Source organism: Streptomyces sp. NPDC047061 (assembly GCF_040643955.1).
Classification (GTDB): Bacteria; Actinomycetota; Actinomycetes; order Streptomycetales; family Streptomycetaceae; genus Streptomyces.
This window is the reverse complement of record NZ_JBEYVI010000007.1, coordinates 204,712-225,081: the sequence shown is the minus strand read 5'-3', so window position 1 is coordinate 225,081 and position 20,370 is coordinate 204,712. Positions and strand designations below refer to the sequence as shown.

General features: G+C 73.1%; 16 protein-coding genes, 2 pseudogenes and 1 riboswitch. Of the genes and pseudogenes, 17 read left to right on the top strand and 1 reads right to left on the bottom strand.

Translation table 11 applies throughout. The features are described from left to right. Positions 1–109 precede the first annotated feature (109 nt). Positions 110–1,361: pseudogene (locus ABZ887_RS14430) on the top strand (NtaA/DmoA family FMN-dependent monooxygenase); the annotation flags it as partial. A gap of 91 nt (positions 1,362–1,452) precedes the next feature. On the opposite strand, the gene egtA reads toward ABZ887_RS14430, so the two are convergent. Next, complete coding sequence (egtA, locus tag ABZ887_RS14425; protein ID WP_361287930.1) at positions 1,453–2,745, bottom strand: ergothioneine biosynthesis glutamate--cysteine ligase EgtA; 1,293 nt, start codon at positions 2,743–2,745, stop codon at positions 1,453–1,455. A 350-nt stretch (positions 2,746–3,095) separates the two neighbouring features. Further along, positions 3,096–3,209: riboswitch (SAM riboswitch) on the top strand. 33 nt (positions 3,210–3,242) lie between these two features. Here egtA and ABZ887_RS14420 point away from each other — a divergent pair. The 16 genes and pseudogenes from ABZ887_RS14420 (at position 3,243) to ABZ887_RS14345 (ending at position 20,297) form a co-directional block, all read left to right on the top strand. Further along, entirely contained in the window at positions 3,243–3,359 is a 117-nt protein-coding gene (locus ABZ887_RS14420) for a putative leader peptide (protein ID WP_361287927.1), read from the top strand. A gap of 240 nt (positions 3,360–3,599) precedes the next feature. Further along, the gene (locus tag ABZ887_RS14415; protein WP_361287924.1) at positions 3,600–5,219 is read left to right on the top strand and encodes an ABC transporter substrate-binding protein; all 1,620 of its coding nucleotides are present in this window, start codon (positions 3,600–3,602) and stop codon (positions 5,217–5,219) included. A gap of 3 nt (positions 5,220–5,222) precedes the next feature. Next, the gene (locus ABZ887_RS14410) at positions 5,223–6,182 is read left to right on the top strand and encodes an ABC transporter permease (protein ID WP_361287921.1); all 960 of its coding nucleotides are present in this window, start codon (positions 5,223–5,225) and stop codon (positions 6,180–6,182) included. Continuing rightward, entirely contained in the window at positions 6,179–7,102 is a 924-nt protein-coding gene (locus tag ABZ887_RS14405) for an ABC transporter permease (RefSeq protein WP_361287918.1), read from the top strand. The genes ABZ887_RS14410 and ABZ887_RS14405 overlap by 4 nt, the downstream gene beginning before the upstream one ends. Further along, a complete protein-coding gene (locus tag ABZ887_RS14400) occupies positions 7,099–8,865 on the top strand; it encodes an ABC transporter ATP-binding protein (protein ID WP_361287915.1) in 1,767 nt (588 codons plus the stop codon). Before ABZ887_RS14405 ends, ABZ887_RS14400 begins: the two co-directional genes overlap by 4 nt. Further along, positions 8,862–9,950, top strand: a complete 1,089-nt coding sequence (locus ABZ887_RS14395) for an LLM class flavin-dependent oxidoreductase (RefSeq protein ID WP_361287912.1) — start codon at positions 8,862–8,864, stop codon at positions 9,948–9,950. The genes ABZ887_RS14400 and ABZ887_RS14395 overlap by 4 nt, the downstream gene beginning before the upstream one ends. Positions 9,951–10,175: 225 nt before the next feature. Next, entirely contained in the window at positions 10,176–11,504 is a 1,329-nt protein-coding gene (locus ABZ887_RS14390; RefSeq protein WP_361287909.1) for an MSMEG_0569 family flavin-dependent oxidoreductase, read from the top strand. 5 nt (positions 11,505–11,509) lie between these two features. Continuing rightward, positions 11,510–12,325 (top strand): amidohydrolase family protein, encoded by an 816-nt coding sequence (locus tag ABZ887_RS14385; protein ID WP_361287906.1) that lies wholly within the window; start codon positions 11,510–11,512, stop codon positions 12,323–12,325. A gap of 41 nt (positions 12,326–12,366) precedes the next feature. After that, a complete protein-coding gene (locus ABZ887_RS14380; RefSeq protein ID WP_361287903.1) occupies positions 12,367–12,888 on the top strand; it encodes an MSMEG_0572/Sll0783 family nitrogen starvation response protein in 522 nt (173 codons plus the stop codon). A gap of 10 nt (positions 12,889–12,898) precedes the next feature. Further along, on the top strand, positions 12,899–13,984 hold the full coding sequence (locus ABZ887_RS14375) for an MSMEG_0568 family radical SAM protein (RefSeq protein ID WP_361287900.1): 1,086 nt from the start codon (positions 12,899–12,901) through the stop codon (positions 13,982–13,984). 1 nt (position 13,985) lies between these two features. Then, complete coding sequence (locus tag ABZ887_RS14370) at positions 13,986–15,494, top strand: MSMEG_0567/sll0787 family protein (RefSeq protein WP_361287897.1); 1,509 nt, start codon at positions 13,986–13,988, stop codon at positions 15,492–15,494. Then, a complete protein-coding gene (locus tag ABZ887_RS14365; protein ID WP_361287894.1) occupies positions 15,491–16,342 on the top strand; it encodes a carbon-nitrogen hydrolase family protein in 852 nt (283 codons plus the stop codon). The genes ABZ887_RS14370 and ABZ887_RS14365 overlap by 4 nt, the downstream gene beginning before the upstream one ends. Then, positions 16,339–17,175: a carbon-nitrogen hydrolase family protein gene (locus tag ABZ887_RS14360; protein WP_361287891.1), complete on the top strand. Its 837-nt coding sequence runs from the start codon at positions 16,339–16,341 to the stop codon at positions 17,173–17,175. The genes ABZ887_RS14365 and ABZ887_RS14360 overlap by 4 nt, the downstream gene beginning before the upstream one ends. Continuing rightward, complete coding sequence (locus tag ABZ887_RS14355; protein WP_361287888.1) at positions 17,172–18,251, top strand: MSMEG_0565 family glycosyltransferase; 1,080 nt, start codon at positions 17,172–17,174, stop codon at positions 18,249–18,251. The genes ABZ887_RS14360 and ABZ887_RS14355 overlap by 4 nt, the downstream gene beginning before the upstream one ends. 62 nt (positions 18,252–18,313) lie before the next feature. Continuing rightward, positions 18,314–19,000 (top strand): annotated as a pseudogene (locus ABZ887_RS14350) (BTAD domain-containing putative transcriptional regulator); the annotation flags it as partial. A gap of 193 nt (positions 19,001–19,193) precedes the next feature. After that, positions 19,194–20,297, top strand: coding sequence for a hypothetical protein (locus ABZ887_RS14345; protein ID WP_361287885.1), 1,104 nt, complete (start codon positions 19,194–19,196; stop codon positions 20,295–20,297). The last annotated feature ends 73 nt before the right edge of the window (positions 20,298–20,370 follow it).

Below are 20,370 nucleotides of genomic sequence, written 5' to 3'. Positions count from 1 at the left end.
TCTGTCCTTCCGGCCACCGCCTCTGACCCCTGGCGGCCCGTCCAGCGGGTCCGGTTCGCCGCGACCACCACGTCCGGGTCCCGCACGCGGTGGTCAAGTCCGGGTCCCCCTCGGCGAGGGGTTCCAACTGCGCGAGGTTGACGGCAGGATGCTCGACGTCGCCGGACGGCCGGACGCCATCACCCAGCTCGCGGCGCTGGCCGCGGTCACCCGCCGGATCGGCCTGGTCTCCACCTCCAACTCCACCTTCAACGAACCCGCGGACCTCGCCCGCCGCCTCTCCGGCCTCGATCTCCTCTCCGAGGGCCGGGCCGGCTGGAACGTGGTGACCACGGACAACGCCTGGACCGGCGCCAACTTCCGCCGGGGCGGCTATCTAGACCACGCCGACCTCCCCCAGTTCTCGACTTCGCTCGAACCGGGGGACCCCCATCCGGCGCGCCGAGGAGTTCCTCACCGTGGCCCGCGCCCTGTGGGACGCCTGGGACGACCAGGCGGTCGCCGCGTCCATGACCGCGCCCGCCTGGTCGGTGCCCGGTGCCGTACGCCAAGTCCGCCACCGGGGGACGCAGTTCGACGTCGGCCTCGCCCCCACCCTGCCGCGCAGCGCCCAGGGCCACCCGGTGATCTTCCAGGCGGGTGACTCCGGTGAGGGGCGCGACTTCGCGGCCCGCAACGCCGACGTCATCTTCTCCGCGCACGGCAACGACTTCGACGACGCGCTGGCCTTCGCCGAGGACATCCGGCGCCGGCTGCGGGCGGTCGGGCGGCCCGACGACGACCTGCGGATCCTGCCCGGCACCGAGATCATCATCGGCGCCACCGAGGAGGAGGCGGAGGAGAAGAAGCGCTGGATCCGGCTCCAGCAGGTCACTCCCGCGACGGCTCCGGGGATCGCCGGGCTGCTGTGGGGCATCGACCTGTCCGGCCGCGACGCCGACGGTCCGCTGCCCGCGGAGGACCCGGTCGTCGCCGAGAACGACGGCTCCTTCGGGGCGCGGCGGACCGCCGACCCGCGCACGGTCGTCGCCGAATGGCGGGCGAAGGCGGAGGCACACGGCTGGTCGCTGCGCGAGACGGTCATCGCGCTCGGTCCGCAGCGCGGCCCTGTCGGCACCCCGTCCGGCCTGGCCGACAAGTTCGCCCGCTTCGTCCGGCACGGCGCGGTCGACGGCTTCAACGTCACGCCGTACCTCATCCCCGGCGGCCTCGACGACATCGTGGACCTACTCGTCCCGGAACTGCAGGAGCGCGGGGTCTACCGCACCGAGTACACCGGCAGCACGCTGCGCGAACACCTCGGCCTGCGGGCGCCCCTCACCCATCGCTCCGCCGCTCCGGAGCGGCGGGAGGCGGTCTGACCGGCACGACGGCGGGGTGCAGGACCGGCTGAAACGGCCGGCCCTGCGCCGCGGCGCCGTGCCGTTCCGCTCCGTTCCGCTCCGCTCCGGGTCAGCGCCGGGCGCGGCTCCGTGCGGACGTGTCACGGTCGCGCTGCCGGTCGAGCACGTCGTCGGCCGGGCAGCGGCCGCGGCGGACGTAGCGGTCGGCGTGGGCCGCGACGGTGTCCAGGACCCTGGTGCTCGCGCCCAGCCGGGGCAGGGCGTCCTGCGCCGCGGCGAAACAGGTCACGGCCACGCGCCTCAGTTGCGGGTCGGCAAGCCCGTGGCGGGCGGCGTCGGTCCACAGCGGATTGTGCGGTGCCGGGGCTCCCGCGGCCCGCTCCACCAGGGGCTGCACCGCCCGGTGCGCGATCTCGGCGGCGCCCGGGTCGTCGAACAGGGCCGTGACCACCGCGAGCGGCACGAGCCAGCCGTCGTCGCCGGGCTGGGCGTCGATCATGCGGAGTTCCAGGTGGCCGCGCGGCCTGACGGGCGGGAACAGGGTGCTGATGTGGTAGTCGAGGTCCGCACGGGTGGGCCGGCGCATGGTGCGCGAGCGGGTCCAGTCGCGGAAGCTCACGCCGTCCGGCACCTCCCAGGGGCCGTCCCGCCGTACGCACATCACCGGTGCGTCGAGGACCCGCCGGACCCAGGCGCGGCGCGGGTCGTGGGCCAGGGAGGGTCCGCCGGCCCGTCCCGGATCGAGTTCCGCCCACATCAGCTGCCGGGTGGACCGCCAGCCCGTGGCACGCCCCACGGCCATGGGCGAGTTGGCGAATGCCGCGACCAGGACCGCGCCCAGGTGGTGTGCCAGCCACCAGCGCCGCGCGAACCCCATGACGCCGGGTTCCTCCCGGCCGGCGTCGAGGCACACCTGGACGGAGGCCGACGTGCACATCAGGGTCCGCCCCGCCGGTCCCGTACGGTCGAGGCAGGCCTCCATGGCGTCGTAGCGCCGCTCGCGCAGGAAGCGGCGAGGCGGTTGCCAGGGATCGACGCCCATGCCGGCCAGGGCCAGGCCGTGTCCGCCGAGTGCGGTGCGCACGGCCGCCAGATCGGCCGAGACCTCCGACACGCACCGGGCCAGCGACGGGGCCGGCCGGGAACTCAGCTCCACCTGGCCGCCGGGCTCGACGCTCAGCCCGGACGTCAGCGACAGGGTGCGCAGGTCGGCGTGGGCCGCTTCCAGGTCCGCCCGGTCCACGGAATCGTGCGGCGCACGTTCCCGGTGGACGAGCCACTCCACTTCGACCCCGACGGTGCGGGGCGGGCCGGTCTTGAAACAGATTCCCTCGACCAGCGCCTCCGCCTCGTGCTCGGTGACAGCGGCACCATCAACGCCGCACTCCGGTGAAACCGACATCCGCGGGCCTCCCGAGCCGCCTCAGGGCCGTCGGGGATCCGACGTCCGGTACGCGTACCGCCGTGCCTGTTGCCAGAGTCCGCCGTCCCGCCCTGTCATGACAAGGGCGCACTTTCCAGACGACTGGGCATTCGGCAACCCGCAACGGACAACTCGGAACGTCCCCGGCCACACCCGGCCCTCCGGCCGCCGCTCGACAGGGTTCGGCGGAGCCGACGGGCGATGTCAAAGGACACGCCGCTGGGTGCGTCCACCGGGCGTCCCGGCACGTGAGACGGCTCCGTGTTCTCAAATGGGGCGCCGGGCCGGGGCATTGACGTACGACAAAACCGATCCGTACGATCGCCAACGGCATTGAGTGTCAGCGTCAAGCCCTGGCTCGCTGACCGGCAACCCTCCCGCGCGGTGGGGTGCTCCAGGTGAAAGCCCGGCGGGATCACCGACGACTCCCGCAAGCGCGTGGCCCCGTGACGGGGCCGGAGACGGGGAGGAGTGGCATGCGGTACAGCGATGACCTTGCGGTCTCCCTCACCGACGCCACGGCGTACTCCAGGCTCTCGCGCCGGCGCCACATCGACCTGAAGCGCTCGACCAGCTGCCTCTGTCGGGTCTGACCGGCCCGCCTGCCGCCGGCTGACCTCCGTCACCGGCCACGGCTCCTTCGCGCCGTCCTGCCCCGGGCCACCGGTTCTCGGTGTCGTCCGTCTGCCACCCCCTTTGTCCCTGCGCAGCGCTTCCCCGGCCGGGGCGGACCCGGCCAGGGTCGCACGCCCCTGCACGCCCTGCACGGCTGTGCCCCGCGCCCGTAGCCCGGCACCCCGTGCCTTGGTGACACGAGTAGGAGAACTCCCTCCGTGACAGCACTTCCGGCTTTCAGACCCTCCCGATGGGCGCCCCTGGCCGCCCTCCTGACCAGCAGCGTCCTGCTGACCGCGTGCGGTTCTGGCGGCGGCGCCTCCGGCGGCGGAAGCGGCCCGGCGAAGTCCGGCGGCACCCTGACCTTCGCGGTGGGCTCCGACGCCGGCTGCGTGGATCCGCAGCAGGTCGGCAGCAACGACACCATCTACTCGGTGCGGCAGATCGTGGACTCCCTGACCGACCAGGACCCGAAGACCGGCAAGATCGTGCCGTGGCTCGCCGAGAGCTGGGACATCAGCGCCGACGCGACGACGTTCACGTTCCACCTGCGGTCCGGGGTCACCTTCAGCGACGGCTCGAAGCTCACCGCGCAGGTGGTCAAGGACAACTTCGACGCGGTGCCGGAGCTCGGCGCCCTGGGCACCCTCGCCGAGGGCTACCTGAGCGGCGTCAAGAGCACCACCGTGGTCGACCCGCTCACCGTCAAGGTGGCCTTCAAGCTGCCCAACGCCCAGTTCCTGCAGGCGACTTCGACCCACTCGCTGGGCATCGAGTCCTCGGCGAGCGTCAGGAAGAGCCCGCAGCAGAAGTGCAGCGACGGAGTGGTGGGGTCCGGGCCGTTCGTGCTCAGGCAGTACGTGCAGAACCAGTCGATCACGCTGGACAGGCGGACCGGGTACGACTGGGGCTCCTCGCTCTGGTCGAAGAAGGGCGCGGCCTACCTGGACAAGCTGGTGTTCAAGGTCGTCCCCGAGGCGGGGGTGCGGGCCGGCAGTCTCCAGTCCGGGCAGGTGGACGCCATCAGCAGCGTCGGCAAGGCCAACGAGGCGGCGCTCAAGGGCGGCCAGGTCACCCTCCGGAGCCGGGCCAACCCCGGTGTGGTGTTCGGTCTGGGGCTCAACAACGCGCGGCCCCTGCTGAAGGACGTGAAGGTGCGCCAGGCGATCCTGGCCGCCGTCGACCGGAAGCAGATCGCCGACACCGTCTTCCCCACCGGCACCCAGCCGGCGACCAGCATCCTCGCGCACACCACGCCCGACTACACCGACCTGTCCACCGACCTCGCCTCCGACGCGGCCAAGGCCAAGTCCCTGCTGGACGAAGCCGGTTGGAAGGCCGGCAGTGACGGCGTCCGCACCAAGGACGGCAAGAAGCTGAGCCTGACCATCAGCTGGTTCCCGAACGCGGCCACCAACCAGCCCGCGCTGGAGCTGGTCCAGCAGCAGCTCAAGGCCGTCGGGATCGACGTGGTGCTCAAGCAACTCCCGGTCACCCAGTTCGCCACCACGCTCCAGTCCGGTGACTTCGACGTGGTGTGGGGAAACACGACCCGCGCCGACCCGGACATCCTGCGCAGCTCGTTCTCCACCCGGTTGGCCAACTTCTATCACCTGCCCGCGAGTTCACTGGACGCGGCGTTGTCGGCGCAGGCCGCCACCACGGACACCGCGAAGCGCAGGCAACTCGTCACCGAGGCACAGCAGTTGATCGTGCGGAACGCGTACGACGTGCCGGTGGTGGAGCTCCAGACCCAGCTGGGCGTCTCGAACAAGGTGCACGACCTGACCTTCGACTCCGGCAGCCGTGTCCAGCTGCACGACACCTGGATCGGCTAGCGGATGCGCCGCTACGTGATCAAAAGGCTGGCGCAGGCGGTCGGGGTGCTGTGGGCGGCGTACACGGTGTCGTTCCTGGTGCTGGACTTCCTGCCCGGCGACCCGGTCGCCGCGATGGCCGGTGCCGGGGTGGACACGGGACAGGTCGACCCGGCCCAGCTCGCGAAGCTGCGGCACGAGTACGGCTTCGACAAACCGGTGCTGGTGCAGTACGCCGAGTACCTGGGCCGGGCGGTGCGCGGGGACTTCGGCGACGCCGTCTCCACGGGCCGCCCGGTCACCGCCACGCTGGCCGACGCGCTGCCGCAGACCCTCCAGCTGACCGGTGCCGCGCTGCTCCTCGCCGTGGTCCTCGGCGGCGGGCTCGCGGTGGTGGCGACCTACACCTCGCTCCGGTGGCTGCGTCAACTGCTGCTGTCGCTGCCCCCGTTGGGGGTGTCGGTCCCGACGTTCTGGGTGGGGCTGCTGCTCGTCGAGGCGTTCTCGTTCAAGCTGCGCTGGTTCCCGGCGTTCGGCAACGACGGGCTGCGCGGCCTGGTGCTGCCCGCCCTGACGCTGGCGATACCGACCGGCGCGCAGGTCGCCCAGGTGCTGGCGAAGAGCCTGCTGACCGCGCTGGACCAGGCCTATGTGGAGACCGCGCGGGCCAAGGGGGCCGGCCGGTGGCGGGTGCATCTGCGGCATGCGCTGCGCAATGCCTCGCTGCCGGCACTGACGGTCGTGGGCCTGCTGGTCGGGCAGCTGATCGCCGGTTCGGTGGTCGTGGAGACGGTGTTCTCCCGCGACGGTCTGGGCCGGGTGACCGCGGCGGCGGTCACCGTGCAGGACATCCCCCTGGTCCAGGGGGTGGTGGTGTTCGGTGCGCTGGTCTTCGTGGTGGCGAACCTGCTCGTCGACCTCGTCTATCCGCTGCTGGACCCGCGGATCGTGGTGGCCTCGGAGAGAAAGGCGGGCTTGGCGTGAGTCAGAGCCTTGTCGACGGCGAGGCCGAGTCGGCCCTCGGCCTCGCCCGGCCGGTCGGGGACGGATCCCCGCCGGATCCCACCCCGCACGCCGGGGTCCGCCGGGTGTTCCGTTTCCTGCTGCGCCGCCCCGGTCTGGTGCTGTCCGCCGTGGTCATCGTGCTGGTGGTGCTGGCCGCCTTCTGGCCGGACCTGTTCACCTCGCAGGACCCGCTGAAGGGGGTGCCGTCCGAGAACTTCCGCGGTCCGAGCGGCAGTCACTGGTTCGGCACGGACGAACTGGGCCGCGACGTCTTCTCCCGCGTGGTCCACGGCGCCCAGCTCTCCCTCAAGGCCACGCTGATCGCCGTCCTGGTCGCGTTCGTGGTCGGCGGAATGCTCGGCGTGGTCGCCGGTTTCGTGGGCCGCTGGGTCGACGACGTGCTGATGCGCTTCGTGGACGTCCTCCTCTCCGTCCCCGCGCTGTTCCTGTCGCTGGCCCTGGTCACCGCGCTCGGGTACGGGACGGTGAAGGTGGCCGTCGCGGTCGGCATCGCCAGCGTCGCCTCCTTCGCCCGGGTGGCGCGGGCCGAGGTACTGCGGGTGCGGCAGGCGGTGTTCGTCGAGGCGTCCCGCTCCTGCGGGGCCCGCTGGTACTCGGTGCTCGGCCGGCACGTCCTGCCCAACGCCGCAGGGCCCGTGATCGTCCTGGCCACCCTGGACTTCGGCTCCTCGATCCTGGCCGTGTCGGCGCTGAGCTTCCTCGGCTACGGCGCGCCGCCGCCCGCCCCGGAGTGGGGGACGTTGATCTCCGACGGCCGCAACTACCTGGCCAACGCCTGGTGGCTGACCGCGCTGCCCGGGCTGGCGATCGCCGCGACCGTACTGGCCACCAACCGCGTCGCGCGGGCGCTGGACGGCGAATGGGCGCGGCAGCGATGACCCACGACACGCATGAGAACGGTGACACACGCGAAGACGGTGAGAACGGTGAGAACGTGACCACACCACTCCTGGAGATCCGCGGCCTGTCCGTGTCGTACCGCACCCGGGGCGGCACGGTGTCGGCCGTACGGGGCGTGGACCTCGACGTATGGCCCGGCCAGGTGACCGCCGTGGTCGGCGAGTCCGGTTCCGGCAAGAGCACCACCGCCCACGCCGTCATCCGGCTCCTGGCGGCGAACGGCACCGTCGACGCGGGCACGGTCCGCTTCGGCCGGCGCGATCTGGCCGCCCTCTCCGAGGCGGAGCTGCGGACCGTGCGCGGCGCGCGGATCGGGCTGGTCCCGCAGGATCCGACGGTCTCGCTCAATCCGGTCAGGCGGATCGGCGAACAGGTCGCCGAGGTGCTGCTCATCCACGGCCTGGCGACCCGCCGGGCGGCGGCGGCCGAGGCGGTCGCCGTCCTCGACCGGGCCGGGCTGCCCGACGCGGCCGTACGGGCCCGGCAGTACCCGCACGAGCTGTCCGGCGGCATGCGGCAGCGCGCCCTGATCGCCGTCGCGATCGCCGCCAAGCCCCAGCTCATCATCGCCGACGAGCCGACCAGCGCGCTCGACGTCACCGTGCAGCGGGTGATCCTCGACCATCTCCAGCACCTCACCGAGGAGTCGGGCACCGCGATCCTGCTCGTCACCCACGACCTCGGGGTGGCCGCCGACCGGGCCCAGCAGCTGGTGGTCATGGACCAGGGCAGGGTGGTGGAGGCGGGCGAGCCCCGTACCGTCCTCGCCGACCCGCGGCACGAGTACACCCGGCGGCTGCTGGCCAGCGCCCCGAGCCTGACCACCGTCCGCCCCCGCACCCCGGTCTCGGCCGCTCTGCTCCCGACCGCCGCGATCTCCGCCGCCCAGGTCTCCGCCGCCCCGGCGGATCCGGCGCCTCCCCTGGTCGAAGTACGCAACCTGGTCAAGGAGTTCAGGCTGCCGCGGGCCGGCGGCAAGGCCCGGACGCTGCGCGCGGTCGACGACGTGAGCCTCACCCTGCGGCGGGGTCAGACCCTCGCCCTCGTCGGGGAGTCCGGTTCGGGCAAGTCCACCACCGCGCGCCTGGTGCTGCGGCTGGCCGAGGCGTCCTCCGGACAGGTGCTGTTCGACGGCACCGACGTCACCACCGCCAAGGGCGCCGAGGTCAGGCAGCTGCGCCGACGTGCCCAGCTCGTCTACCAGAACCCGTACGCCTCGCTCGACCCGCGGCTCTCCATCGGCGAGGTGATCACCGAGCCGCTGCGGGCGTTCAAGGTCGGCGACCGCGCCGCCCGGCTGGACCGCGCCCGCGAACTCCTCGACCGGGTGGCCCTGCCCGCAGCGACCCTGGAACGCCGCCCCGCGGAACTGTCCGGCGGACAGCGCCAGCGGGTGGCCGTCGCGCGGGCCCTCGCCCTCTCCCCCGACCTCGTGGTGTGCGACGAGCCCGTCTCCGCGCTCGACGTGTCCGTACAGGCCCAAGTCCTGGACCTGCTCGCCGAGTTGCAGGCGGACACCGGCGTGGCGTACCTGTTCATCTCCCACGACCTGGCCGTCGTACGGCAGATCGCGCACCAGGTCGCCGTCATGAAGGCCGGACGCGTCGTCGAGTCGGGCCCGCCCGAGGACCTCTTCTCCGAGCCCCGCCACGCGTACACCCGCGAGCTGCTGGCGGCGATCCCCGGCGGGCGTGTCCCCTCTCCCGCCACGGCAACCACAACCGGTCAAGGACCAGCATGAGCACTCCCGCCCTCACCTCTCTGGCCTTTCTCACGCCCGGCAACTTCGCGGACGACGACCCCTACCCGGGCCTGGAGGAGACCCTCCGGCTGTTCGAGTACGGCGAGCGGCTCGGCTACGACGGCGCCTGGATCCGGCAGCGCCACCTCGAACACGGCGTCGGCTCGGCGGCCGTGTTCCTCGCCGCCGCCGGACAGCGGACCGAGCGGATCGAGCTCGGTACCGCGGTCATCCCGATCGGTTACGAGAGCCCGTTCCGGCTCGCCGAGGACCTGGCGCTGGCCGACGTGCTCTCCCGCGGGCGGCTCCAGATCGGTTTCAGCACCGGCATGCCGCACGCCGACCTGCTCGGCGACCTCGTGTACGACGGCGACTGGCGCGGCTTCGACCTGTCGTACGGCAGGATCGCCCGGGTCGTGGAGAACCTGCGCGGCGACTACCTGGGCGGCCCGGACACGGTCATCCACTCGCCGGGCAACGTCCAGCGCCCCCGCCTGCAACCGCACAACCCCGGGCTGGCGCAACGGATCTGGTACGGCGGCGGAAGTCTGCGCTCGGTCCGCTGGGCCGCCGGGCAGGGCCTCGGCCTGCTGTCCGGGAACATCGTCACCGGCGAGGACACCGACGACTTCACCACGGCCCAGCTGAACCTGCTCTCGGAGTTCCGCCGCGCGCTGCCGGACGACCGCAGGCCGCGGGTGGCCCTGGGCCGGGTGATCGTGCCCCTCGACAGCGCCGACGCGGCCACCCGCGCCCGCTACCGGGCCTACGCGGCGAGCCGCCACGAGCGCACCCTCGCGCCGCAGGGCCCGAAGCGCATCCTGTTCGCCCCGGACGTCGTCGGGACCGCCGAGCAGATCCTGGAACAGCTGACGGCCGACCCGGTGCTCGCCGAAGTGAGCGAGCTGCGCCTGGAGTTGCCCTACGAGTTCCACCGGGAGGAGTACGAGCAGATCCTGTACGACGTACGGCACCTCGTCGCACCCGAGCTGGGCTGGGGCCGCGACGGTGCCGGGGCCGGAGCGGGGCCGGCCCCGGGTGTCACGCCCCGTCGGCCGGAAGGGCGTACAAGCCGGGCAGGTTGACCACGGCGTTCCCGGTTCGACTTGCCTCACAGGCAACCCGGCGCAAGGGGACAATCACACATAGTGAGATCTGCGTAACTCCCGTTTATTCCGGATGACTTCGACCGGAAACGCCACCTGGCTGAAGTGGAGTCCACAAGCAGCGGCGAGGTGCCACACCTCGGTCCCTCGCATGGAGGACTTCGTGCCTGAGCTGTATTTCCATCCTTCCCCGCGGAGTCCGCGATGAGTCCGGCCGCGCGGCTGACCGCGCGGCTGGCCGGAGCGCACTTCCCGGTGGCCGTGATCGGCGGCGGGCAGGCGGGCCTCTCCGTCAGCCACTGCCTGCGCGAGCGCGGCATCGAGCACGTGGTGGTCGAGGCACACCGGGTCGGCCACGAATGGCGGGCGCGCCGCTGGGACTCGTTCTGCCTCGTCACCCCGAACTGGCAGTGCAGGCTCCCCGGTTACCCCTACCAGGGGGACGACCCGGACGGGTTCATGGTCCGGGACGAGATCGTGCGCTACCTGGAGGAGTACGTCGCCTTCTCCCGGCCCCCGCTGGTGGAGGGCGTCACCGTCACCGGTCTGCGCCGTGCGTCGCGCGGGATCTTCGAACTGACCACCGACCACGGCGAGTTCACTGCCGACCAGGTGGTGGTGGCCACTGGCCCGTACCACACCCCGGCGGTCCCGCGGATGGCCGAGCGGCTGCCCGCGCCGGTGGTGCAGGTGCACTCCTCCGGCTACGGACGCCCGGACCGGCTCCCGCCGGGCGCGGTGCTGGTGGTGGGGTCCGGCCAGTCCGGCTGCCAGATCGCCGAGGACCTGCACCTGGCCGGCCGTCAGGTGCACCTCGCGGTCGGCAGTGCCCCGCGGGTGGCGCGTTTCTACCGGGACCGGGACTGTGTGGCCTGGCTGGACGACATGGGGCACTACGCAAAGCCGATCGACGCCTTCGACGACGCCGGCGCCGTCCGGATGCGCGTCAACCACTACGTCACCGGCCGTGACGGCGGCCGCGACATCGACCTGCGCGCCTTCGCCCGGGACGGCATGCGCCTGTACGGGCGGCTGACCGGGATCGACGGCGGCAGGCTGGAGTTCGCCGACGACCTGAGGGCGAACCTGGACCACGCGGACGCGGTGGCCGAGGGCATCAAGGACGCCATCGACGCGCACATCGCCGCGCACGGCATCACCGCCCCCGAGGAGCCCCGGTACGTGCCGGTCTGGGAGCCGTCCGAGCAGCCGTCCGCCCTGGACCTGGCGGCCGCCGGCATCACGTCCGTCGTCTGGTCGACCGGTTTCCGCCGCGACCACCGCTGGATCGAGGTGCCCGCCTTCGACGGCCGCGGCTATCCCATGCACTGGCGGGGCGCCAGCAGCGTCCCCGGCCTGTACTTCCTGGGGCTGCCCTGGCAGTACTCCTGGGGCTCGGGCCGCTTCGAGGCGGTGGGCAGGGACGCCGAGTTCCTCGCGGGCCACATCGACGCCTCCCGCCGGCTGGCCGACGTGTGCGGCACGCTCACCGGCGCGCCCGCCGAACTCGCCGCCGCCCTCCCGATCGGCTGACGCCCATGGTCTTCGACGCACACCGCCACATCGGCGTCCTCCCCGCGTACCCCTTCTACGGCGGCCCGCCGGTCCGTCCCGACACCACCGCGCGCGCCACGGTCAAGCAGCTGCTCGCCGACCTGGACGCCGAGGGCACCGAACGCGCCCTGGTCATCCCGAACTACGGGGTCCCGGATCCCGCGGTGGCCTTCTCCTTCAACGCGTTGGCGATCGAGGCCGCGCAGACCGACGACCGGATCCGCGCGGGGCTCTGGGTCTCGCCCCGCCCTGAGGACGCGCAACGCACCGAGCAGGCACTGGCGTTGGCCGGTGAGCGGGGCGTGAAGGCACTCAAGCTGAGCTTCCTGCTCGGCGGCCGCGCCACCGACCCCGCGTGCCGCCCCCAGCTGGACCGCATCTTCGCCACGGCGGCCCGGCACGACCTCGTCGTCCATGTCCACACCTCGCCCGGTGCCGCCTCCGACATCGACGAGGTCGGCCACCTCGTCGACTGGTACGCCGGCCAGGTGCCCCTCCACCTGGTGCACTTCGGTGGCGGGATGAGCGGCCACATCAAGCTCGCCGGCTCCCGGTTCTTCGACTGGATCGCCGCCGGCAAGCGGGTCTACACCGATCTCTCCTGGGCCATCGGTTTCCTGCCGTACTGGCTGGCCCGGGAGATCGAGCACCGCGGCCTCGGCCACGACCGGGTGCTCTTCGCCAGCGATCAGCCCTGGGGCGACTTCACCGGCGAGTACGCGCGGATGACCACCGCCGTCGGCGGGGGCGAACTGGGCGGCCTGGTCTTCCGGGACACCTTCGCCGCGCTCTACGACTGACCGATCCCTGCCCAACCCCCGCCTCGCACAAGGAGACAGCCATGTCCGAAACCGCCCAGCTCAGCGACGTCGAGCAGAAGTCCCTCGACGAGATCCCGCACCCCTCCCTCTCCGAGGGCACCAGCATCTACGGCTCCACCAAGGTCTTCCCCGACTACCAGGCCGAGAACGGCGAGACCTACTTCACCCTCGTGCACGGCATCGCCCACGAGTCCTCGGTGTCCTTCGTGGCCGTCCTCCAGGCCACCCGCGCGCTGCGCAAGGGCTTCGAGACCGCCATCTACTTCTACGGCCCCGGCTCCCTCAACTGCCTTGCCACGCGCGGCTTCCCGACGGTCGGCAACTCCGCCTTCCCGGGCGAGCACAACATCAACAACCAGCTCAAGACGTTCATCGCCGAGGGCGGCAAGGTCTACTGCTGCCGTTTCGGTCTGTCCTTGCACGGTGCCCGCGAGGAGGACCTCATCGAGGGTGTCATTCCCACCCACCCCCTCGACGTCCAGGACGCGTTGATCCACTACGCGCGCAAGGGCGCCATCATCAACTCCACCTACCAGCTGTAAGGGGCCTGCCATGAGCGTTGGCACCGAATCGGCAGCCGTGGACGTCCGCATCCTGACCCGTGCCGAACTCGCCCTGCGCGGGGTCGCGTTGGACGCCCCCGTGCGGCGGCCCGACGGCGCGGGACCCAGCGACGACGGTCACGTCCTCGTGGGCGGTGCCAACGCGGCCCTGCCCACCAACCCCGAGAGCCCCTTCCGCGTGCGCGACGGCCGGGTCTGGCTCGGCGAGGAGGACACCGGCCTCACCCTGACCGCCGTTCGGCGTCCGAGGTTCTACGACCTCACGACCGCCGACGGCGTTCCGTACGAGCACATCGCCCGCCTGCACGGCGCCGACGTCCTCGCCACGACCGTCGTCCAGACCTGTATCCGCTACGCCGCGTCCGACCGCTGCCGCTTCTGCACCATCGAGGAGTCCCTGCGCTCCGGCGCCACGGTGGCCGCCAAGACCCCGGCGCAGCTCGCCGAAGTCGCCGAGGCGGCCGTACGACTCGACGGCGTGCAGCAGATGGTGATGACGACCGGCACCACCACCGGCCCCGACCGGGGTGCCCGCAATCTGGTCCGCTCCGTGCGGGCCGTCCTCAAAGCCGTCCCCGGACTGCCGATCCAGGTGCAGTGCGAACCGCCCGGCGACCTCGCCTGGATCCGTGCCCTGCACGACGCCGGAGCGACCGCGATCGGCATCCACGTCGAGTCCCTCGACGACGAGGTGCGCCGGCGCTGGATGCCCGGCAAGTCCACCGTCCCGCTCGCCGAGTACGAGGCCGCCTGGGACGAGGCGGTGCGGGTCTTCGGCCCCAACCGGGTCTCCACCTACCTCCTCGTCGGGCTCGGCGAGGATCCCGAGGAACTCGTTGCCGGGGCGGGCGGGTTGATCGACCGCGGGGTGTATCCCTTCGTCGTGCCCTTCCGGCCGATGGCGGGCACCCTCGCCGCCCGCGACGGGATCGGCGCCCCGAGTGCGGAGGTGCTGCGGTACGTCACCGAGGGCGTCGCCGCGAAGCTGCGCGCCGCCGGGATGCGCGGCGCCGACCAGCGGGCGGGCTGCGCGGCCTGCGGGGCGTGCAGTGTGCTGCCGACGGCGGGCGGCTGAGATGTATCTCGACGGTTCCACGCCCGGCTCGGTGGCGGCGGAGACGGTCCCCGACATCCTGGCCCTGCTCGGCGACCGCAGCACGCTGGAGCGCCGGGCGCCCGCCTTCCGGATCGAGGAGGCCGGCTCCCGGGCCGACACGACGGCCTACCGGCGGCTGCGCCGGGAGGTCTTCGTGTACGAGCAGCGGCTCTTCGCCGGTCACGACGTCGACGACCGTGATGCCGACCCCCGGACGGTGGTCCTGGTCGCCAGGGACCGGGACGGCACGGTCGTCGGAGGAGTGCGGCTCGGTCCGGTCGCCGACGGCCCGGACATCGGATGGTGGGCGGGCGGCCGGCTGGTCGTCGCGCCCGGGGCGCGGGGGCCGCAGGGCATCGGCGGGGCGCTGGTGCGGGCGGCGTGCGCACGGGCCGAGAGCGAGGGTGCGCTGCGCTTCGACGCGACGGTGCAGACCCGCAACGAGCCGCTGTTCCGGCGGCTCGGCTGGCAACGGGTCCGGGCCGTCACGGTCGCGGACACCCCGCATGTCCTGATGCGCCGGCCGATCAGCCGCGTCGCGGCGCTGGCGGCAGGCACGAAGGCCGCGCTGGGGCCGCTCCTCGCACCCCTCCGCGAGCACGCGCTCCGGGCCTGCGACGCGCGCCCGGACGGCGGAGCCCCGGCCGCCGGCGCCCGTGCCGTCCTCGGCGGCACCGGCTTCGTCGGTGACGACGGCGCGCCGGTCCCCGGCACCGACGTGATCGCCGCCTGCGACGCGATCGTGCCCTCCATGGTCGAGCGCGATCCCGACTGGGCGGGCTGGTGCTCGGTGCTGGTCAATGTCAACGACCTGGCGGCGATGGGCGCCGCACCGGTCGGGCTGCTCGACGCGCTGGGTGCGCGGGACGCCTCGCATGCCGCCCGGGTCCTCGCCGGACTGGCGCGCGCGGCCGGGGCGTACGGCGTTCCGGTGCTGGGCGGGCACACCCAGCTCGGCGTCCCCGCCGCCCTGTCGGTCACCGCGCTGGGCCGCACCCGGCACCCGGTGCCGGGCGGCGGTGGCCGGCCCGGACACGCCGTCCGGCTCACGGCCGACCTGGGCGGCGGCTGGCGGCCGGGCTACCGGGGCCGCCAGTGGGACTCGACGACCCACCGTCGTACGGACGAACTGCGCGCCATGGCGGGCGCGGTGGCCGCCGCCCGGCCGGCCGCCGCCAAGGACGTGTCGATGGCGGGGATCGCCGGCACCCTCGGCATGCTCGCGGAGGCCGGCGGCTGCCGCGCGGTCCTGGACGTGGCCGCCGTGCCCCGGCCGCACACCGCGACCGCGGGCGACTGGCTGACCTGCTTCCCGGGCTTCGCGATGGTCACCGCCGACCGCCCGGACGCCCCGCCGCTCCCGGCGGGTCCCGCCACCGGTGCCGTGTGCGGCGAACTGACCAGAGGAGAAGGCGTCGGGCTGCGCTGGCCCGACGGAGAGATCACCGAAGCGGTCACGTCCACGGTGACCGGGATGGGAGCCGCATGAGCGCCCTGCGCATGGCCGCGGTGGCCGCCGGGTTCGGCCGCGACCTGGAGGAGGACTTCCGGATCGCCGAACGTCTGATCGAGGAGGCCCGGGAACAGGGGGTACGGCTGCTCGCGCTGCCCGAGGCGTGCCTGGGCGGGTACCTGCTGAGCCTCGACGACGCCGCGGAGCTCGACGAGGGGCCGCCCGCCCTCGCCCTGGACGGCCCCGAGATCCGCCGACTGACGGCCCTGGCCGGGGAGATGACGGTCGTCGCCGGCTACTGCGAGGCCGCCGGGGGCACCCGGTACAACAGCGTCGTCTGCGTCACCGGCGACGGCGTCCTCGGCAACCACCGCAAGGTGCACCAGCCGCTGGGCGAGGACGCGTCCTACGCCTCCGGGGACCGGTTCCACGCCTTCGACACCCCGGTCGGCCGGATCGGCATGATGATCTGCTACGACAAGGCGTTCCCGGAGTCCGCGCGGGCACTGGCGCTGGACGGCGCCGAGATCGGGGTGTGCGTGTCGGCCTGGCCGGGGGCGCGCACCAACGCGTCGGCCGACCTGGAACAGGACCGCTGGAAGCGGCGCTTCGACCTGTTCGACCGGGCGCGCGCCCTGGAGAACCAGATCGTCTGGCTCTCCGCCAACCAGGCCGGCACCTTCGGGTCGCTACGCTTCGTCGGCAGTGCCAAGGTCGTCGACCCCGGCGGCGAGATCCTCGCCGACACGGGCGTCACGGCCGGCATCGCCGTCGCCGAACTCGACGTCGCAGGGGCCCTGCTCACCGCCCGCCGGTCGATGGGGCACCTGCGCGACCGGCGGCCCGAGACCTACGACCTGTCACCGGGAGCAGTCACCGCATGAGCACGATCCGGATCGCGGCCGCGGCCGCCCACTTCGGCCGCGACCTGGAGTTCGACCTGGCCCGCATCGCCAAGCTGATCGACGACGCGCGCGCCTCCGGCGCCGGACTGCTCGTGCTGCCCGACGCCGCCCTCGGCGGCTATCTCGCCGACCTGCGTCACCCCGACCCCGAGGCCCTGCCGCCCGCGCTGAAGCCCGACGACCCGCTGATCCTCCAAGTGGCCCGCCTGGCCGCCGAGATGGTGGTCTGCCTGGGCTACTGCGAGGACGCCGGCGACGAGCGCTACAACGCGGCCGTCTGCGTCCACGGCGACGGGATCCTGGGCCGGCACCGCAAGGTGCACCTGCCCGCCGGAGAGGTCGCCGCCTACTCCCCCGGCGACCGGTTCGACGCCTTCGACACCCCGGTGGGCCGGATCGGCATGCTCATCGACTACGACAAGACCTTCCCCGAGTCCGCCCGTTCCCTCGCCCTGGACGGCGCCGAGGTCCTGGCGTGCCTGTCCGCCTGGCCCACCTCCATCACCAACCGCGCCCCGCGCATGGCCCAGGACCGCCAAGCCCGGCTCTTCGACCTGTACGACCAGGCCCGCGCCGCGGAGAACCAGATCGTCCTCGCCTCCTCCAACCAGACCGGCGCCATGGGCGGCATGCGCTTCCTCGGCCAGGCCAAGGTCGTCGGACCCGGCGGTGACATCCTCGCCCGCACCTGGTCCAAGGCCGGCCTGGCCGTCGCCGAGATCGACGTCGCCGCCGAGACCGACCGGGCCCGCCGGGTCCTGCGCCACCTCGACGAGCGCCGGCCGGGCGCCTACCGGGAGACCCCGTCGTGAAAATCGCGCTGCTCAGCTACTCCACCAAGCCCCGCGGCGGTGTCGTCCACACCCTCGCCCTCGCCGAGGCCCTGACCGCGCTCGGCGAGGACGTCACGGTGTGGACCCTGGGCCGCGGCGGCGACGCCGGCTTCTTCCGCCCGGTCGCGCCCGCCGTACGGCTGCGGATCGTGCCGTTCCCGGACGGGCCGCCCGAGGAGAGCGTCGGCGCCCGCATCCTGCGCTCCATCGCCGTGCTCCGCGACGCCTTCGACCCGACGCCGTACGACGTCGTGCACGCCCAGGACTGCATCAGCGCCAACGCGGTCGACGGCCGCTGCGTCCGCACGGTCCACCACATCGACCGCTTCACCACCCCCGAACTGGCCGCCTGCCACGAGCGGGCCCTCGTCGAGCCGCGGGCCCACATCTGTGTCTCGCGGGCGGTCGCGGACGAACTCGCCACGGGCTGGGGCCTGACGGCACAGGTCATCCCCAACGGCGTGGCATACGAACGCTTCGCCGCCACGGATCCGGCGGCCCGTGCCAACTGGCGCTCGCTGCTGGGCCGTTACGTCCTCACGGTCGGCGGCATCGAACCCCGCAAGGGCTCCCTCGACCTGCTGGAGGCCTACGCCCTGCTGCGCACCGCACACCCCGACGTACGCCTGGTGATCGCGGGCGGCGAGACCCTCTTCGACTATCGCGACTACCGCGCCCGCTGGGAGGCACGGGCAGCCGAACTCGACGTGCGGCCGGTGGTGTTGGGACAGGTGCCGGACGCCGAACTCCCCTCCCTGGTGGCCGCGGCCGCGGCCTTCGCCTTCCCTTCCGTCAAGGAGGGCTTCGGCCTCGCCGCCATGGAGGCGCTCGCGGCCGGTGTACCGCTGGTCGTACGCGAACTCCCCGTGCTGCGCGAGGTGTTCGGCGGCACCGCCCGGTTCGCCGACACGCCCGGGGATCTGGCCGCCGAACTCGGCACCGCGCTCACGCAGGACGCCCCCGCGCACCGGGCGGCGGGCCGGGAACTGGCCGCCCGCCACACCTGGGCCGCCGCCGCCCGGCACCACCTGGCGTTCTACGGGTCCCTCGGCTGACGGTCCGCCGCGCCGCCCGGCAGCCGTCTGACGAGCACGTTCGGCCCGCTAGACTCTGTCAAGTGGCGACGGCGGATGAAGGGGACGAGGGGTACGAGTTCGGGCTGCTGGGGCCACTGAACGGCCGCCATGACGGGCGTGAGCTGGATCTGGGCAGTCCCTTCCAGCGTGCGGTCCTGGTGCGGCTCCTGCTCGGCGAAGGACGCCAGTGCGGCCTCGACCACCTCGTCGACGCGCTGTGGGAGGAACCCGCCGGCAACGCGGTGCGCTCCGTGCAGACGTACGTCTACCGCATCCGCCTCTCGTTGGGCGAGGAACGCTCCCGGCTGGAGACCACGCAGGGCGGATACCAGCTCGGCATCCCGGAGCAGGCCGTCGACGCCCTGCGTTTCGAGCGCCTCGTCCGCGAGGGCGAGGAACTGCGCGCCGCACGGCAGACCGGCCCCGCCCTGCGCGCGTTCGAGGCCGCGCTGGCGCTGTGGTCGGGGGAACCGCTCTCCGGGGTGCCCGGCCCCTACGCCCGGCGGCACCGCGGACGCTTCGCCGAGCTGCGGCTGAACGCCCGGGTGGCCCAGTTGGAGTGCGCCGACGAGCTGGGCGAGCACGCCCGCGTGGCGACCGAACTGGTCTCGCTGATCGCCGACCATCCACTGCGCGAGGACCTGTACGCACTGCGCATGCGCGCGCTGTACCAGGCCGGTCGGACGGCGGAGGCCCTGGCGGTCTACGCCGCGGCCCGCGAGACCATGGTGGCCGAACTCGGCATGGATCCGGGGCCCGAGCTGCGCGAGTTGCAGAGCCGCATCCTCAGTGGCGCCGAACCCGTCTCTGCCGAGTCGCGTGCCGGGGGAAGCCGTGCCGATGCCGCGCCGTCGGCCGGTGCACCGGACTCGACAGCAGCCGCAGCCTCGACCGGTGCCACGGCGTCCGGCGGAGCTTCCGGTGTCACCGCGGCACGGTCGCAAGGCCGGGAGCAGCCCGTCGAACCAGGCGCCGCCGACGCGGCCGGCCGTTCTGCACCGCCACCCGCTTCGGCACCCGCACCGGCGCCGCTCGGCTCCGTCCCGGTACCGGGCCCTCGCCCCCGCCCAGGCCCGGGCGATGCGCCTGTGTGCGCTGCTCGACGCCGCGGACTTCCCGGTCGCGGTCGCGGCGGTCCTGCTCGACCGGCCCGAGCAGGAGACCGAGGAGCAGCTCGAGCACCTGGTGGAGGCCGGTCTCCTGGAACCGCATTCGGCCGACCGCTACCGCTTCCACGATCTGGTACGGGCGTTCGCGGCCCGTCGTGCCCACCGCGAGGATCCCGTCGCGGACCGCGAGGCGGCGTTGGTGCGGCTGGCGATGTTCCTCCATGCCACCCTGCTCCAGGCCATGAGCGCGACCGAGCGGGCCGGCTCGCTCACCACCCATCTCTTCTCCGTGCCGCTGTCCGGACTGCGGTTCGCCGACGCCGCGGAGGCGCGTACCTGGCTGCTGGCCGAGCACACGCTGCTGGTCTCGGTGTTCACCCGGGTGCTGCGCGACATCCCGGACGCCGCGCGGATCGTCGTCGCCGCGCTCTCGGTCGTCGCGGCGAGCGGGCTCTTCGCCGGGCCAGCGCATCAGCGGGAGCTGGAGCGCGTCACGGACCAGGCGGTCGCGACGGCCGAACTGACCGACGACCCGGCATGGCAGGCGCAGACCCGGCACATCCGGGCCTGGCTCGCCTTCATCCGCGGTGATCTGACGGCGGCGGAGACCGACCTGCGCGAGGCGATCCGGCGGGAGCGCGGCGTCGACGACCCGGTGACGTTCTACATGTCGGCCCAGCTCCTGTCCGTCGTACTGGCGGACCAGGGGCGGACCGCGGAGGCCCTCGAGTTCTTCGCCGAGTCGGAGGCCGTCGCCGGCTCCGAGGACGATCCGAACAGCCCGGCCTGCTTCGGCCAGGAGGTGGGCCGTCTGTTCACCGCACTGAGCTCGGACCGGGCCGAGGTGAACATCTCCGCGGCCCAGCATGTGTCCGAGGTCAGCGATCGCCTGCGGAAGGAGGCGGCGAGGCGCTGAGCGTCCTCGTTCGCCCCGGCTGAGTCGTTGTTCGTGGGGTCGGCCCCGTTTTCACGCGCCGTCGACCGGATGT

Bases quoted from the DNA above. Each gene is read 5' to 3' on its own strand.
- ABZ887_RS14370 (WP_361287897.1), top strand. From the start codon at position 13,986: ATGTATCTCGACGGTTCCACGCCCGGCTCGGTGGCGGCGGAGACGGTC.
- ABZ887_RS14365 (WP_361287894.1), top strand. From the start codon at position 15,491: ATGAGCGCCCTGCGCATGGCCGCGGTGGCCGCCGGGTTCGGCCGCGAC.
- ABZ887_RS14380 (WP_361287903.1), top strand. From the start codon at position 12,367: ATGTCCGAAACCGCCCAGCTCAGCGACGTCGAGCAGAAGTCCCTCGAC.
- ABZ887_RS14390 (WP_361287909.1), top strand. From the start codon at position 10,176: ATGAGTCCGGCCGCGCGGCTGACCGCGCGGCTGGCCGGAGCGCACTTC.
- ABZ887_RS14395 (WP_361287912.1), top strand. From the start codon at position 8,862: ATGAGCACTCCCGCCCTCACCTCTCTGGCCTTTCTCACGCCCGGCAAC.
- ABZ887_RS14420 (WP_361287927.1), top strand. From the start codon at position 3,243: ATGCGGTACAGCGATGACCTTGCGGTCTCCCTCACCGACGCCACGGCG.
- ABZ887_RS14385 (WP_361287906.1), top strand. From the start codon at position 11,510: ATGGTCTTCGACGCACACCGCCACATCGGCGTCCTCCCCGCGTACCCC.
- ABZ887_RS14360 (WP_361287891.1), top strand. From the start codon at position 16,339: ATGAGCACGATCCGGATCGCGGCCGCGGCCGCCCACTTCGGCCGCGAC.
- ABZ887_RS14400 (WP_361287915.1), top strand. From the start codon at position 7,099: ATGACCCACGACACGCATGAGAACGGTGACACACGCGAAGACGGTGAG.
- ABZ887_RS14410 (WP_361287921.1), top strand. From the start codon at position 5,223: ATGCGCCGCTACGTGATCAAAAGGCTGGCGCAGGCGGTCGGGGTGCTG.
- ABZ887_RS14375 (WP_361287900.1), top strand. From the start codon at position 12,899: ATGAGCGTTGGCACCGAATCGGCAGCCGTGGACGTCCGCATCCTGACC.
- egtA (WP_361287930.1), bottom strand. From the start codon at position 2,745: ATGTCGGTTTCACCGGAGTGCGGCGTTGATGGTGCCGCTGTCACCGAG.